The 13,805-nt window shown below is 41.4% G+C and carries 16 protein-coding genes; 10 read left to right on the top strand and 6 right to left on the bottom strand.

Going from position 1 to position 13,805, the window contains the following annotated elements; genetic code table 11:
- Positions 1-28 precede the first annotated feature (28 nt).
- On the bottom strand, positions 29-1,888 hold the full coding sequence (locus AOQ29_RS00205) for an FAD/NAD(P)-binding protein (protein WP_061992570.1): 1,860 nt from the start codon (positions 1,886-1,888) through the stop codon (positions 29-31).
- A gap of 424 nt (positions 1,889-2,312) precedes the next feature.
- Between AOQ29_RS00205 and tyrS the strand changes: the two genes are divergently transcribed.
- From tyrS to AOQ29_RS00185, 4 genes are all read left to right on the top strand, one after another.
- A complete protein-coding gene (gene tyrS, locus AOQ29_RS00200; RefSeq protein ID WP_061992569.1) occupies positions 2,313-3,560 on the top strand; it encodes a tyrosine--tRNA ligase in 1,248 nt (415 codons plus the stop codon).
- A gap of 375 nt (positions 3,561-3,935) precedes the next feature.
- Positions 3,936-4,847 carry an ABC transporter ATP-binding protein gene (locus AOQ29_RS00195; RefSeq protein ID WP_061992568.1) on the top strand — a complete coding sequence of 304 codons (912 nt, stop codon included), beginning with the start codon at positions 3,936-3,938 and terminating at the stop codon, positions 4,845-4,847.
- An 18-nt stretch (positions 4,848-4,865) separates the two neighbouring features.
- Positions 4,866-5,630 carry an ABC transporter permease gene (locus AOQ29_RS00190; RefSeq protein WP_061992567.1) on the top strand — a complete coding sequence of 255 codons (765 nt, stop codon included), beginning with the start codon at positions 4,866-4,868 and terminating at the stop codon, positions 5,628-5,630.
- A gap of 100 nt (positions 5,631-5,730) precedes the next feature.
- A complete protein-coding gene (locus tag AOQ29_RS00185; RefSeq protein WP_061992566.1) occupies positions 5,731-6,033 on the top strand; it encodes a hypothetical protein in 303 nt (100 codons plus the stop codon).
- 32 nt (positions 6,034-6,065) lie between these two features.
- Here AOQ29_RS00185 and AOQ29_RS00180 read toward each other — a convergent pair whose 3' ends face one another.
- The 4 genes from AOQ29_RS00180 to AOQ29_RS00165 form a co-directional block, all read right to left on the bottom strand.
- Positions 6,066-6,821 (bottom strand): ABC transporter ATP-binding protein, encoded by a 756-nt coding sequence (locus AOQ29_RS00180; RefSeq protein WP_061992565.1) that lies wholly within the window; start codon positions 6,819-6,821, stop codon positions 6,066-6,068.
- Positions 6,814-7,716, bottom strand: coding sequence for an ABC transporter permease (locus AOQ29_RS00175; RefSeq protein WP_061992564.1), 903 nt, complete (start codon positions 7,714-7,716; stop codon positions 6,814-6,816). Before AOQ29_RS00175 ends, AOQ29_RS00180 begins: the two co-directional genes overlap by 8 nt.
- Entirely contained in the window at positions 7,716-8,714 is a 999-nt protein-coding gene (gene trpX, locus AOQ29_RS00170; RefSeq protein WP_061992563.1) for a tryptophan ABC transporter substrate-binding protein, read from the bottom strand. Before trpX ends, AOQ29_RS00175 begins: the two co-directional genes overlap by 1 nt.
- 312 nt (positions 8,715-9,026) lie before the next feature.
- A complete protein-coding gene (locus tag AOQ29_RS00165; RefSeq protein ID WP_061992562.1) occupies positions 9,027-9,632 on the bottom strand; it encodes a nitroreductase family protein in 606 nt (201 codons plus the stop codon).
- Between the two features lie 94 nt (positions 9,633-9,726).
- On the opposite strand from AOQ29_RS00165, the gene AOQ29_RS00160 reads away from it, so the two are divergent.
- The 4 genes from AOQ29_RS00160 to AOQ29_RS00145 are packed head-to-tail and all read left to right on the top strand — an operon-like array spanning position 9,727 to position 11,877.
- A complete protein-coding gene (locus AOQ29_RS00160; protein ID WP_061992561.1) occupies positions 9,727-10,152 on the top strand; it encodes an Rrf2 family transcriptional regulator in 426 nt (141 codons plus the stop codon).
- A 40-nt stretch (positions 10,153-10,192) separates the two neighbouring features.
- Entirely contained in the window at positions 10,193-10,606 is a 414-nt protein-coding gene (locus AOQ29_RS00155) for a fluoride efflux transporter FluC (RefSeq protein ID WP_061992560.1), read from the top strand.
- Positions 10,599-10,949 (top strand): fluoride efflux transporter FluC, encoded by a 351-nt coding sequence (locus tag AOQ29_RS00150; protein ID WP_061992559.1) that lies wholly within the window; start codon positions 10,599-10,601, stop codon positions 10,947-10,949. Before AOQ29_RS00155 ends, AOQ29_RS00150 begins: the two co-directional genes overlap by 8 nt.
- A gap of 40 nt (positions 10,950-10,989) precedes the next feature.
- Positions 10,990-11,877, top strand: a complete 888-nt coding sequence (locus AOQ29_RS00145) for a DegV family protein (RefSeq protein WP_061992558.1) — start codon at positions 10,990-10,992, stop codon at positions 11,875-11,877.
- 45 nt (positions 11,878-11,922) lie between these two features.
- Here AOQ29_RS00145 and AOQ29_RS00140 read toward each other — a convergent pair whose 3' ends face one another.
- A complete protein-coding gene (locus AOQ29_RS00140) occupies positions 11,923-12,270 on the bottom strand; it encodes an iron-sulfur cluster biosynthesis family protein (protein WP_061992557.1) in 348 nt (115 codons plus the stop codon).
- A gap of 145 nt (positions 12,271-12,415) precedes the next feature.
- On the opposite strand from AOQ29_RS00140, the gene trhA reads away from it, so the two are divergent.
- Both trhA and AOQ29_RS00130 read left to right on the top strand, forming a co-directional pair.
- Positions 12,416-13,063: a PAQR family membrane homeostasis protein TrhA gene (gene trhA / locus AOQ29_RS00135; RefSeq protein ID WP_061992556.1), complete on the top strand. Its 648-nt coding sequence runs from the start codon at positions 12,416-12,418 to the stop codon at positions 13,061-13,063.
- 21 nt (positions 13,064-13,084) lie between these two features.
- Positions 13,085-13,738 (top strand): carbonic anhydrase family protein, encoded by a 654-nt coding sequence (locus tag AOQ29_RS00130; protein ID WP_061992555.1) that lies wholly within the window; start codon positions 13,085-13,087, stop codon positions 13,736-13,738.
- Positions 13,739-13,805: the final 67 nt, after the last annotated feature.

Below are 13,805 nucleotides of genomic sequence, written 5' to 3'. Positions count from 1 at the left end.
AATCACTTCTGTTGAAGTGATCTTTTTATTACTTATATAAGATGGCATCCACAATTTTAGCTGATTCAGCAAAGATAATTGTTTTAACGTGGGGACGAGGAATGACTGTCGTAAACCATTGCTGTCCTTCTAAGGGAATACCGGCAATAAAGAAGCCGGTAACGTAATTATCGTTGTGGTCGATGACAGTATTGGTAACAGAATCAACTTTAATAGTATTTGAAAGGAGGGAAGTTCCATCTGTATTTGTGATGCGGTTATCGCCGGTAATAAGTCCTTGTTGCCTTAATGATTTAATCAACGGACTGTTGGCAGATTGGAAATTTATTCGACCTAAACGGGCTTCAATGAATGCCGAACCTAAGTATTTCTGACCAAATCGATCTGTTGCGACAAAATTAGTCGTATCATGACTGACACTGAAGTTTGGACCGGCAATAGTAATTTGACCAGCTTCAATTAAGGCTAGTAACTGTTGAGTTCGAATGAGGGGAGGACCAACAGATAATTGGGTATCAAAGTATTTAAATTCTGTTAGAAGAGTTTGATAATCATCTTCATCGAATAAACGGTGATTATAGAGATAGCGGACAGTTCCACGCATATCGCGAAGAATATCGTAAGCGCCAGACAGTGGTGAAAAATTGTTACCGAGTTCTGCAGAGGCAATATCCTCTTCTAGATGCTTAACAAAGAAAGTCCGATAAGCCGAGATTGTTGTTAAGTCCCGAGTTGGATTCGCTTCATTTTCCCAAGAAATATTAGTGTTTAAAGATAATTTATATTGAGTATTAACTAAAGGCCAATTGGTTGGCTCTTTAACAAAATCAAGAATCTCTTCACGGGTTTGATCGTCAATATCTGCCAAAAGACGAATTTGGTTAATCAAATATTTATATGTCAACTCTTGGTCAAGGATCCTTCGGAACGTTTGATAGGGAACGTGTCCCTTATTTTCATTAGCAATTTTTTCTAAGTGTTTTAAAGTGAAAAAACGTGGTTCATATAATTGACTCGGACCTTTTTGATTAAAGCCATGAGAACGCGGAGGGAGACCTGAACCAGAACCAATTACGAGATGAGGCTCATGACCTGAGGGCTGATACTGCAATGAACCATCATCCTTGGTTAAGAAAACCCCACCTTTGGCAGCGGTTAAGGAAAGCAAATCATCAAAGAATGATAATCCTAACCCTTGAACTAAAACTGTGTCATTTTCATTTAAGGCAGTAAAATCATTTTCAGCCGGATGTGAAGCAGGGTAGTAGTGTAATCCTTGGTCTGCCGCAAAGTTTGCCAAATCTTTTTTAGCGGGTGAAAGGACAGCATCTAAGTGACCAGGAGAATAAACTACCTCATCGGCAAAGAATTTTTCTCCATCATTTGTGATCAAATTAAATCCAGGGTTAGCAACAATTAAATCATCGACAGCAGTTTGGCGAAAACGAATTGAGATATTGGAAGGTGTTGCAGCAGAAATGGTTTCGAAGAACCAGGCCGCATAAACGCCCATTAACCCGCGGGAAGAATAGGTTTCCATTGAAATTAGGGCAATGATTTCTTCTCTATAGGCCACTGGAAATTCAGGATGGTCATTCAGAAAGCCAAGGGCGCTGGTTTGTGCCCAAGACAAAAGAGTTGATGTGAGATGTGCTGTTTCGCTATTGTCGTAAGCATCATCAATATCATTAAATAGGGTTACTTGATTGGCATAAGTATTCATTAAATAAGTTTGATTATTTTTGAAATACGGATTCCAAACACGACCCCCAATTGGATAAGGGTCGAAAATATTAATTGTTAGAGCGTGATTGGCCGGGTTCTTTTGAATTAACCGATCGAGTATCGCAAGATTTCGAGGGCCAGCACCAATTAAAGCAATTTGCATAGTGTCTCCAGGCTTAAAAAGAAAAAGCTAACGAGGGCGTTAGCGAAATAATATTATTGTTAAATTTAATTTGAAATAAAATATTTTTTTTATTTCTTTAACACTATTTTACTCTAAAAAAATAGATAAAAATAGGGGATATTCTGAGGAATAAAGGACAAACATCAAGAATATTGTTATAATAAGGTATCATCTGTTGGAAAAAGAATTGGATTTAGGAACGAATAGAAAGCTAGCGGTCGATGGAAGCTAGTCCTGCCCAATTTGAGTTACACAACGGTACTCGGTGACGTCTGGTCGCGTTAAAGGCCAATTAAGTGGTTCAATGGATATTGGACAATTTAGGTGGTACCGCGAAGACTTCGTCCTAATCAATAATGATTAGGGCTTTTTTTATTAGGTAGATTGATTTGGAGGAACTGACATGAACTTTATTGAAGATTTGAAATGGCGTGGTGCCTTAAACCAAGTGACGGATGAAGAGGGACTTTTGAAGGCGATGAATGAGGGGCAAATTGGTGCCTATGTTGGAACCGACCCAACAGCAGATTCACTTCATCTGGGCCACTTGATTCCATTCATGGTGTTGAAGCGGTTCCAAAAAGCCGGTGGTAAGGCTGTTATTATCGTCGGGGGGGCAACTGGTTCGATTGGTGACCCCCGCCCAACAACTGAACGCCAACTTTTGTCAGATGAACAATTGAAAATCAATGAAAAGGGTATTGCAGCTCAAGTTACCAAGTTATTTGGAACAGATGGTACAAAGATTGTTAACAATGCCGACTGGCTTGGTCCAATGACCTTACCAGAATTTTTGCGGGATTATGGAAAACTCTTCTCAGTTAACGTGATGTTGAAAAAGGACGTTGTGGCATCACGGTTGGAGACAGGAATTTCATATACCGAATTCACTTACCAAATTCTTCAAGCAGTTGATTTCTTGCACTTGTGGCAAGAAGAAAACGTCCGCTTACAAATTGGTGGATCAGACCAGTGGGGAAATATCACTTCTGGTGTTGATTTGATTCATACTGTTGAAGGGTCTGATGCACCAGCCTTTGGTTTGACGATTCCCTTGATGACCGACTCAACCGGTAAGAAGTTTGGAAAGTCAGAAGGGAATGCCATCTGGTTGAATGCTGAAAAGACATCACCTTATACCTTCTACCAGTTCTGGTATAACCAACGTGACGAAGATGTCGTCAAGTACTTGAAGTACTTTACTTTCCTAACGCCTGCTGAAATCGAAGCCTTGGCTAAAGAAGTTGAAGAAAACCCTGGTGCTCGCTTGGGACAAAAGCGTCTCGCCGAAGAGGTAACCACCTTTGTTCACGGTGCAGCTGCTGTTCAAGAGGCTGAAAAGTTGTCCAAAGCACTGTTCTCAGGAGATGTAGCAACTTTAACGGCCCAGGAAATTAAAGATGTCTTTAGTGGAGTTCCTGGTTTTGAGACAACAGCAGCCACAAAAAACGTTGTTGAATTCTTGGTTGAAAGCGGCATCGAACAATCAAAGCGTCAGGCTCGTGAAGATGTAACAAATGGTGCAATTACAATTAATGGTCAAAAAGAAACTAATTTGGACGCCGAGATTGATCCCAGTACAGCATACGACGGCCAATTTATCTTAGTTCGTCGTGGAAAGAAGAAGTACTTCTTGGGAACAATCAAATAAATTAAAATAATTGAAAAAAATAAATATTTTGAATAGTTTTTATTTAATTTTAGTTTAATCTCAAATTACTATAATAAACATATCGATATAGCAATATATCGGACATCAAAACTTCATTTCGGCACATCTATAAATACTTCTCTCTAAACCTAATTTATACCTTCTCTCCCGTGCCGAAATGAAGGTTCAGCAGATGAACAAGCCCTCCGATTAATCGGTGGGCTTTTTTTATGTAAAAGGGCTGTATATTGATGTTTTTGGCTCTTTCGCCACCAGTTTGTTATAATGGAAACAACCGGGTTATTTTACTGAAAACTCTGAATTATTACGGGTTAGGTTGACCTGGAATGGTACCAGAATAAAGGAGACATACTAATGTCATTGTTAGAATTAAACCATGTGTCGAAGAGCTTTGGCTCTTACAAGGCCATGGACAATGTTTCGTTTTCGGTTGAACCTGGACGGATTGTGGCACTAATCGGCCCCAATGGTGCGGGGAAATCAACAACCATGCGGGCTATTACAGGTTTGATGTCCTATAGTCAGGGTGAGGTGACCTTTGATGGTCAACCGGTTCGCTTTGCAAAAACAACTTCGTTGGCAAAAATGGGGAACTTGATTGAATATCCTTCAATTTACCCTAATTTTACAGCCCGTGACCATATGAACTATTATGCAATGGATGCAGTCGATCACGCTGATATTGATGAATTAATGAAACTAACGGGGATTGACGGTCCCAAGTTTGGTAAGCGCAAGGCTAAAAAGTTCTCATTAGGAATGAAACAACGTCTTGGAATTGCGATTGCCTTAATTCGTAATCCTAAATTGGTTGTGTTAGATGAACCAATGAACGGACTTGACCCCCAATCTGTTCGTGATATCCGTGCTTTAATCCAATCTTTGGCTCAAAAAGGAATTGCATTTTTGATTTCGTCTCACTTGTTGGACGAATTGCAACGGTTGGCAGATGATGTTGTTATCATTAACCGCGGAAAGATTATTCGTCAAGGAACCATGTCTGATTTCTTAGGTGAAGGCAAGGCCGAAATTAAGGTTCGAACAAATGATAACGCTAAGATGCTTGAAGCGGCACAAGATGCTGGCTGGGAAGCGCATTTGAGTGATGATCAAGTTGTTATTACGATGACTGCTGACGTCAATGCACAAAAGGTTCTAGCTAAGGCGACTGAATTTAACCTTGATGTGACTGACATTCAGACTGGTCAAACGAACTTGGAAGATCATCTCTTAGAAGTTCTATCAACGGATTCAACTCGGGTCTAAGCCGTTAAAGGAGAAATCATGTTTACGTTATTAAAACAAGAAGCAATGAAGGCTTGGAAGCAAAATCGTGTTTATATTTGGGCCATTCTTGTCTTTCTAGTACCAATTATTATTATTCCATTGTTTATTCCAGCTAACACCCAATCAGTTGCCTATGGGTCATTTGGTGGATCTGGTATTATTATTTCAGTTGCTGGGGCAGTGCTGCCAGCATTGACCTTTAGTCAAGAATTTACCTTTGGAACAATTCGTCCGCTATTGTCTCGACAATATTCACGCCTACAAATTTTTATCTCTAAGCTCATCACGGTCTTAGCAGAGTATATTCTATTAATTGCAATTGCCTTTGCTGGAACGATGCTTGGCCGTCAAATTTATATTGGCATGCATGGAAGTTCTCAAACCAGTATTAATTTTGGTGACTTTTTCTTTGCCATGTTGATGGAAGTTGTCGGAGGAGTATTCTTAATCGGTGTTGTCATTTTGGTATCAAATATCGCCAAGTCATCAGCGGCTGCGATTAGTTTAGGAATTGTCATGTCAGTGGCAACACCAATCCTAGCAGCTATTACAACTTATCTTGTTAAGTTTTGGGATGGCTTTAAGTGGAACCCATTAACTATTTTACAAGGTGTTCAGACTTATGATAACAGTGCTGCAACTAAACTTGACCTTCACGACTATTTTGGAACTGGTATGTGGGTGGTTTTCTTGGTTTACGCAGTTTATCTGGTGCTTTTGTACGGAATTGCCTTTTCAATTTTCAATCGTCGTTCTGTTTAAAAATTTTACAATCAGGGACTGAATTCTTTCAGTCCTTTTTTTTGCCATAAATTTGGGCTTTTGCATCGATTTTGCTAAACTAAGTGTAGGAGAAATCATCATGTCAAGAAAGCCAACTGCCTACAACGATAAACAGCGAATTCTGCGTTTATATTCTGTTTTGATATCCAAGCAGTCTATGAGTGTTGATGAAATTGAAAACTTGTTTTTTGTTGGCCGCAAAACAGTTCAACGCGATATTGCAGCAATTCGTGAATTCCTAGCCGATTTACAATTTGAAGATGAGGTGAAATCTGAAATCATCTTTGACCGTAAAAGCAAAAAGTATCACTTAACCGAACGTGAGCACCTGTTTGAAGTCTTTGCCCGGATTAACACGGTTGGTAATGGTTTGGATCACTAAAAAAGCCCCCAACGGGGGCTTTTTGATTTGAATTAATGAACAAAGTATTCGAGTAAGTCTTCCTCAGTTAACTGGTCTTTGTCTTGATTTTTAACATCTAAGACTATTTCACCAGCATGTAAGACAATTAAGCGATTGCCATACTTTAAGGCATCGGCCAGGTTATGAGTAATCATTAGTGCCGTTAATTGGTTGTCAACAACCTGGTGGTTGGTAGCATCCATCAATTGTGCTGAGGTTTTAGGATCTAAGGCGGCTGTGTGTTCATCTAAGAGAAGGAGCTCAGGCTTGACCTGAATGGCCATTAAGAATGACAAAGCTTGACGTTGGCCTCCTGAGAGCGAACCAGCAGCAGTCTCTAATCGATCTTCAAGATTATTTCCCATCTTAGCGGTGATTTCGCGATAGTAAGCCAATTTTTCAGCAGTTAAATGCCGGTTTTTTAAGCCCCGATGAAAACCACGTTTTTCAGCTAAGAGAAGGTTTTCGGCAACTGTCATTCGGGGAGCAGTACCCATCTTTGGATCTTGAAAGACCCGAGCTAAGAAGGCAGTTCGTTTGACGGCAGGTAAGTTGGTGATGTTTTTCCCTTGATAACTAATAGTCCCAGAACTTAGTTCTAGGTCACCAGAAATGGCATTGAAAAGTGTTGATTTACCAGCACCATTGGTTCCCAAAACGGTAATAAAATCGCCAGGGAAGATTTCCAAGTTCAAACCTTTTAAGATTTTGGTCTGGTTAGCCACTGTGACAGTCGCATCATTTAAGGCGATAACAGGTTCAGTCATTTTGCTTGCCTCCTAGTTGTTGGAAAATTTGGTCAAATTTCAAGAAGTGACGAATTTGGGGTAGGGCCATAGCCAAAGCCAAAATCAAAGATGAAATTAAATTCAAGTCGTTGGTTGAGAAACCAAGTTGTAGGACAGCGAGAAGAACCAAACGGTAAATGATTGAACCAATAATGACGGCAACTAGACGCTGATTAAGAGACAGTTCTCCGAAGGCAACTTCCCCAATAATGATTGAAGCCAAGGCAATCACGATGATTCCAATACCCATGTTAATGTCAGCAAAGCCGTTGTTTTGGGCAATCACCGCACCACCAAAAGCAATCATTGCATTGGAAACCATCAGACCCATAATGGTCATTTGATCAGTCTTGATACCGAAGGCAGCAGCCATTTTAGCATTATCACCAGTGGCGATAAATGCTTGTCCTAGTTCGGTTTGCAAGAACCAGATGAGCGTAATAGTTAGAAGAGCAATAATGATTAAGCCTACGACAACACCATCAAAGTACTTTGGTAAGTCTTGCAAGAACTTGGCTGAAAAAATAGTTTTTTGATTTAACAAAGAAATATTTGCAGAACCCATGATTCGCAAATTAATCGATAGGCAGGCGGTCATGACAAGGATTCCGGCGAGTAAGATAGGAATCTTCCCTTTGGTATAGAGCAATCCGGTCATTAAACCAGCTAAGGCTCCGACAATTAAGGCCGCTAAAGTAGCTAGGTAGGGGTTTGTACCGTGGGCAATCAAGGCCACTGCGGTTGCTCCGCCGAGTGGGAAAGATCCTTCAACGGTCATATCCGCAAAATTCAAAATTCGAAAAGTTAAGAAGAGGGCAAGGCCCAAAATGGCCCAGAGGATTCCTTGGGAAATACTAGAAACAATAATAGACATTAGAAGACCTCCTTGTCGGCTTGGGCTTTTTTAACAATATCGGCTGGCAAAGTGATACCGAGGGTTTTGGCTGTCTCTTGGTTAATTGAGTAGCTACCCTTAGTAACATTTTCGACGGGGATATCGGCTGGCTTCTTACCCTTAAGGACTTGCCCTGCAATTTTACCGGCTTGGTAGCCGATTTCGTATTGTGAGTCGGAATAAGTAGCGAGGGCCCCATCCTTGACCATTGAATCAGCAGCAGGGATAACGGCGACATGGGCTTGGTTTGCAACTGAAACTAAGGTTTTCATTGCTGTTGCTACCCCGTTATCTTGGGGAGCATAGACAGCATCAACTTGACTCACCATGGTTGTGGCAATTTGTTGCATGTCATTAGTTGAAGCAATCGTATAATTTTTAACCTTATAGCCGTTCTTTTCCAGGAGCTTAGTCATGTTCTTAGCATGGTAAGTTCCGCCGGAATCAGAACTAGTTGAAACGATTCCGATTGTTTTGGCCTTTGGTAAGACTTCTTTCAAAACATCTAATTGCTTTTGATAAGGCGAGTCAGCACCAACCCCAGTGATATTTCCGCCAGGATGGGCATCGCTTTTAACAAGTTTTGCCCCAGAAGGATTCGTGATACCACCAAGAATAACCGGATTGTGACCGTTAGCGGCCTTCGCCAGTGAAAGGGCGGCGGGAGTGGCAATCCCGATTGTTAGGTTTTCATTTTTATTGGCGAAATTTTGCGCCATTGTCTTTAGGTTAGCTTGATCGGCCTGCGCGTTTTGGTAATCAATTTTGATATTTTTTCCCTTAACGTAGCCTTCGGCCTTAAGACCGTCAATGACTCCCTGGTGGATTTGATCCAAGGCAGGGTGAGTTACTAGCTGTAAGATTCCAACAGTTGGTGTTCCCTTTTTACTAGTTGTAGTGCTATTGCCAGTGGTGAAGAAGGCAAAGACTAAAAAGAGGCCAATCAATGATGAAACGGTGAGTAAACGCTTATTCATTATTTCTCCTTAATGTTCCTTGTAACTGCCCAGCGGATTTTAGACCAAAAGAAAAGCCTGCCTGGGCATAGTAATAAACCCAAACAGACTTTTTTACGCATTGCAAAGGAGCCGGTTGGGACAAACTGTTTGTCACAGCTTGTCCGTATTCCGTCAAGCTGCTTTCCTACCGGCGCCACCATTGGCGATTTGATTGTAAGACAGATTGATGCATGAGCATCTCCTTCAATATCTAAAAAGTTAAGTTAAGCATACAAGACTGGTTTTAACCTGTCAAGAAAAAATGATAAACTTATCAGAATTAGTAAATAATTAGTCTTGGAAGAAGCGGAAACGAACGTCTTCAGCCAAGTAGTCCTTGTCGCCAGCTGGTGCTTCAATTGAACCAAATGGCATTTGGCCACGCAAAACCCAGTTAGATGGCAAGTTGAATTCTTCAGCAACTGCGGCATCAATCAATGGATTGTAGTGTTGCAATGAAGCACCGATACCGGCTTCAGCAAGGGTCAACCAAACGGCATAGGCCGCAATACCAACACCTTGTTCTGACCAGTCATCAAAGTTTGCGGCATAAAGAGGAGCGTTGTCCTTCAAACCTTGAATAATGTTCTTGTCAGTATAGTACAAAACAGTTCCAACACCGGCCTTGAAGGCGCCGTCAACCTTGGCCTTTGTTTGAGCAAAGGCTTCTTCGTTTGCTGAAACCTTCTTTAATTCGTCCAAAGTAATGTTCCATAACTTTTCGTGGGCAGCACCAGTCAAAACCACTGCTTGGACAGATTGTGAGTTGAATGCTGAAGGAGTATTTTCAATAGCATCCTTCACCAAAGTGTTTAATTCGGCTGGGCTTTGGCTAACGTTCTTACCAAGACCGTAAATTGAGCGACGCTTCTTTTGTAAATCTAAGAATTCAGACATGAAAATCTCCTTATTAATCCCTGTTAGTTGTATTTTTTAAAAGTACAACTATATGTTATAATAGTCTTTAGCAAATTACAAGGACTAAATTTTTATGAAACCATCTTTACGATTAACGAATGCCCTCCATATTCTGGTTTATGTGGCAGCGGCTCGACCAACTGATTCACTCAGTTCGAAGATTATCGCCGGGTCAATTAATACTAATCCATCGCGCGTTCGCGCCCTCTTAGCCGACTTACAAAATGCCGGTCTTTTGAAGCGCGAGGGGGATTATCCTGGCCGGCCTGTTCTGGCTAAGCCTAGTGCTGAAATTTCTTTTGCCGATGTATTACAAGCAGTCGAAGACTGCGCTGCAGTCTTTCCGATTGATGAACATACCAATCCCGACTGTCCGGTTGGTTCGGCAATGGGACAATCATTAAGTAAGTATTATCAAGAGATTGATCATCAGGTCATCGAAACCATGAGTAAGATGAAGTTATCTGACCTCGTCGCAGATGTGACGAAGGCCTGTTAAGATGAGTATCTTTAATCAGAGATGAAAGAATAGGTGAGAAATGGTTGGTATTAATCGAAAAATCGAAGCGACCCTAGTGTTTGTTGGTGGGTCACTCGGCGGTCTAGTCCGGTATTTATTTTCTTTTATGCCAGTCATTGGCCCCTGGCCGATTACGACGGTAATCATTAATTGGCTTGGGGCTTTTTTACTAGCCTTTTTGACAGTGGCACTGATTCATTATGTTAGTCAACCTGTTTATTGGCAGTCTTTTTTAGGAACAGGGGTCATGGGGGGCTTTACTACCTTTGGTACCATGATTTTTCAGACTGTCCATTTAAGCCAAAATAGTCTTGTTCTGGCCGGCCTCTATCTTTTAGCTTCAATCTTCGGTGGTATGGTTGGCGTAGTATTAGGTCAAAATTTGGCTCACAAATTAAGTCAAAACCATACTAGGGAGGCAGCCCATGGTTGAAAACATTGTTTTAGTCATGATTGGGGCTGGACTAGGTTCTGTCCTTCGTTACTTACTATTAGTGGCCTGGCCCAATAAAAATCAATATCTGACAGGAGTATGGGCCGTGAATATTTTAGGTTCCTTTGTCTTGGGAGCCTTGGCCACCTATCATTGGGGTGCAAACTGGTCGGCTTTTTTACAAACAGGATTTTTAGGCGGGCTGACAACGTTTTCAACCATGCTAACCCAGTCCAAGAACAATAAGGACTTGGTCAAACAAGGTTTTTACCTAGTTATTCAGGTGGTTACGGGGATTCTTACTTTTCTTCTTGGTCAAGTCTTAGCGGGGAACTTCCATTAATATGGTAAAATATGGCTTAGTATTAGGAGCAATTTAAATTATGAAAAAAACTGTTATTATTGTTGATTCTTCAGCGGCCTTGCCGGCTGAAATCCGCAATTCGTATTCAATTATGGAAGTTTCAATTCCGATTTTATTTGGGCAAGAAACTTACATGGGTGGCCAAGACCTGACTACTTTAGGTCAAGTTGTTGATTTGATCGATGAAAAAAAGGTCTTACCAACGACTTCACAGCCTAGTCCAGCCGAGTGGGAACAAGCTTTAAACCAAGCTCAACAGGCTGGCTATGACCAAGCTGTCATTATTACCTTGTCTTCAGGAATTTCTGGTGCTTACCAAACTGCCTCATTGGTAGCACGTGACTTTGAAGGCCTTGACGCAATTGTTGTGGACTCAAAGTTAACGAATATGGGTCAAGCGGCCCAGGCATTGTTAGCCGGTCGGTTAGCCCAAGATGGGGCATCGCTAGCAACTATTCAAAAAGCCTTGGCTGATTTTCAAACGGACCTAGGCATTCGTCTGGTTGTTAATGACATTTCTCACTTGAAGCGGACGGGACGGTTATCCCGTGGGCAAGCCTTAATTGGTGGTCTTTTGAATATCAAGCCAATCTTGGAATTTGATATCACCGGTGACGGGAAAATTGGTGTGGTTGGAAAAGCTCGGAAGATGTCTGGTGCTAAAGACCAAATTCAAGCTGATTTTGAATCTTATTTGAAGGAAGCAGATTTTCCGGTTCGCGCCTATATTATTGATGGAAATGCACCGAAGATTGGTGACAAGTGGTTGAAGGACTTCCAGAACAAGTACCCAACGGTGGCCTTTGAACGTGCCAGCATGGATCCCGTCATTGGTGTTCACACTGGGGATGGAGCAATGGGCTTGATTTGGACCAAAGACTGGCAAGTATTTGCAAAAGAGTATTAAAAAAAGCCAGCCGAAAGGCTGACTTTTTTATAAGAAATAATTAAATTATGCAACCTTCTTCACACCAAGGGCGGAATCAAGTTCACCATTACGACCGGCCAATGAGTAGCGAAGATACTTTTCATTAACATCGATGGTCATTTCTTCATCCATTTGATCAGTTGAGTAAGGCTTTGCATAAACGTCACCCAAGTTTGATTCAATTACAGAACCAAATTCAGAAAGATCAGTGTCTTTGTTCACGAAGACAAGATTGAATGAAAGGGCAAGGGTGCAGTTAGCCTCATCTGAAAATGGGCCAACACCGTCATCGAAGTCCAAAACAATCTTGACATCATCACCTAAAAACTTTTGCAAGCGATCAGCAGCAGCTTGTGTAAATGTTAGTTTCATAACGCATTCCTCCAATTCATCTTTATACAACAATCACAGTGTAAACTAAAGAAAATCGATTGTCAAATTGGTATAGTTGATTTATTCCTGTATAATGAATGAGTTGTTAAAAACAAGGCGACTTTGTCGCTTTTTGGAGCATTCAATGGAAATTAAAAAACGTGGTAAAGCTTATCAAATTGTTTATGAGGTCTTAAATGCTGTTACTCATGGTCTGGGATTTGTCTTGGCTTTGATTGCAGCCGGCTTCTTAATTGTCAAAATGTCGAAGGGTCATGTTACGGGCACAGCAATTACGGCGGTTAGTATTTATCTCGCCTCTGTCTCTTTGTTCTTGCTGGCCTCAACGCTTTTTCATGCCCTCGTTTTCACTCGAGCAGCTAAGCTTTTTCAATTCATGGACCATGCCGGCATTTATCTAGTGATTCTGGGATCCTATACACCTTATACCTGGCTGGTTTTAGACCATGGTTGGGGGATTGGAATTTGGACGGCTATTCTGCTGATGACCTTGGCCGGGCTGACCTATGATATTTTCTTTGTTGGCCGGTTTCCCTGGTTGTCGGTCTTGATTTACCTGGTAATGGGTTGGTTAATTATTATTGCCATGCCGCTTCTCTGGACAGCATTGACTCCAGCAGCTTTTTGGCTCTTGTTAGCGGGTGGTGTGGTTTACTCGCTCGGGACCATCTTTTATTTAGTACCTAAAATTCCAATGGGCCATGTCTATTGGCATGTTTTTGTTCTCTGTGGTGCAGCTTTAATGTATTTTTCGATTTATTTGACCCTCTAAGAGGGAAAAGGACGAGTAAAGATGGAAAAATTGGATTATCGTTTCCAAAGTGCGTGGACATATACAACGCCAAGTAGTTGGGAATCACCAATTGCGATTGAAAGTGGTTCAGTTACGACTAAAGAGCCATGGCAGATTGATTGGACAGGGTTAAAAACTAGTCCAATTCGTAAAAATACCGAATTAAATGGGGACCAGTTTTATAGTCAGGGAACTTTGGTTTTAAATGGCCAGTCTTGGACCCTGATTCGTTTTCATTTTCATGATGGGGCCGAACACCTCGTAGATGGTAGCCGTCAGGACGGCGAGGTTCATTTGGTTTTTCAAAATGGTGCGGGACAAACTATGGTTGTCGGAGCGTTCTTGACGCAAAGTGACCAGGTCCCAGTTCAGTTTCAGCCACTCTTTACGTTAGCTAAAAAAGATTTAGATATTCAACATCTTTTACCCGCAGACCGGTCAAGTGCTTATACCTATCTGGGAACCTTAACGACGCCTCCCTTACAAAAAGATATTCAGTGGCTCATCTTACAAGAACCGTTGGCGGTTCACAGCCAGGATTTAGCCCAGTTAAAACAAGCCTATCCGCATAACTATCGAGATTGTCAGCCACTGAATAAACGGGTGGTGGAAGAACATCAATTGGTGACTGACTCGGTAGTCCAATCGTCTTAAAAAAAGACCGATTTAGGTCTTTTTGACCTGTACCCCGTAAGTTGTATAAACTTACGGGGATTTTTTA

This window comes from Fructobacillus ficulneus (assembly GCF_001047075.2).
Lineage (GTDB): Bacteria > Bacillota > Bacilli > Lactobacillales > Lactobacillaceae > Fructobacillus > Fructobacillus ficulneus.
The sequence above is the reverse complement of the archived record's forward strand: the minus strand, read 5'-3'. Positions and strand labels throughout refer to the sequence as shown.

What these genes read in the sequence shown, in the direction of transcription:
- AOQ29_RS00205 (WP_061992570.1), bottom strand. Translation starts at nt 1,888, where the DNA reads ATGCAAATTGCTTTAATTGGTGCTGGCCCTCGAAATCTTGCGATACTC.
- AOQ29_RS00155 (WP_061992560.1), top strand. Translation starts at nt 10,193, where the DNA reads ATGGTTGGTATTAATCGAAAAATCGAAGCGACCCTAGTGTTTGTTGGT.
- AOQ29_RS00150 (WP_061992559.1), top strand. Translation starts at nt 10,599, where the DNA reads ATGGTTGAAAACATTGTTTTAGTCATGATTGGGGCTGGACTAGGTTCT.
- trpX (WP_061992563.1), bottom strand. Translation starts at nt 8,714, where the DNA reads ATGAATAAGCGTTTACTCACCGTTTCATCATTGATTGGCCTCTTTTTA.
- tyrS (WP_061992569.1), top strand. Translation starts at nt 2,313, where the DNA reads ATGAACTTTATTGAAGATTTGAAATGGCGTGGTGCCTTAAACCAAGTG.
- AOQ29_RS00145 (WP_061992558.1), top strand. Translation starts at nt 10,990, where the DNA reads ATGAAAAAAACTGTTATTATTGTTGATTCTTCAGCGGCCTTGCCGGCT.
- trhA (WP_061992556.1), top strand. Translation starts at nt 12,416, where the DNA reads ATGGAAATTAAAAAACGTGGTAAAGCTTATCAAATTGTTTATGAGGTC.
- AOQ29_RS00160 (WP_061992561.1), top strand. Translation starts at nt 9,727, where the DNA reads ATGAAACCATCTTTACGATTAACGAATGCCCTCCATATTCTGGTTTAT.
- AOQ29_RS00140 (WP_061992557.1), bottom strand. Translation starts at nt 12,270, where the DNA reads ATGAAACTAACATTTACACAAGCTGCTGCTGATCGCTTGCAAAAGTTT.
- AOQ29_RS00175 (WP_061992564.1), bottom strand. Translation starts at nt 7,716, where the DNA reads ATGTCTATTATTGTTTCTAGTATTTCCCAAGGAATCCTCTGGGCCATT.
- AOQ29_RS00195 (WP_061992568.1), top strand. Translation starts at nt 3,936, where the DNA reads ATGTCATTGTTAGAATTAAACCATGTGTCGAAGAGCTTTGGCTCTTAC.
- AOQ29_RS00190 (WP_061992567.1), top strand. Translation starts at nt 4,866, where the DNA reads ATGTTTACGTTATTAAAACAAGAAGCAATGAAGGCTTGGAAGCAAAAT.
- AOQ29_RS00130 (WP_061992555.1), top strand. Translation starts at nt 13,085, where the DNA reads ATGGAAAAATTGGATTATCGTTTCCAAAGTGCGTGGACATATACAACG.
- AOQ29_RS00185 (WP_061992566.1), top strand. Translation starts at nt 5,731, where the DNA reads ATGTCAAGAAAGCCAACTGCCTACAACGATAAACAGCGAATTCTGCGT.
- AOQ29_RS00180 (WP_061992565.1), bottom strand. Translation starts at nt 6,821, where the DNA reads ATGACTGAACCTGTTATCGCCTTAAATGATGCGACTGTCACAGTGGCT.
- AOQ29_RS00165 (WP_061992562.1), bottom strand. Translation starts at nt 9,632, where the DNA reads ATGTCTGAATTCTTAGATTTACAAAAGAAGCGTCGCTCAATTTACGGT.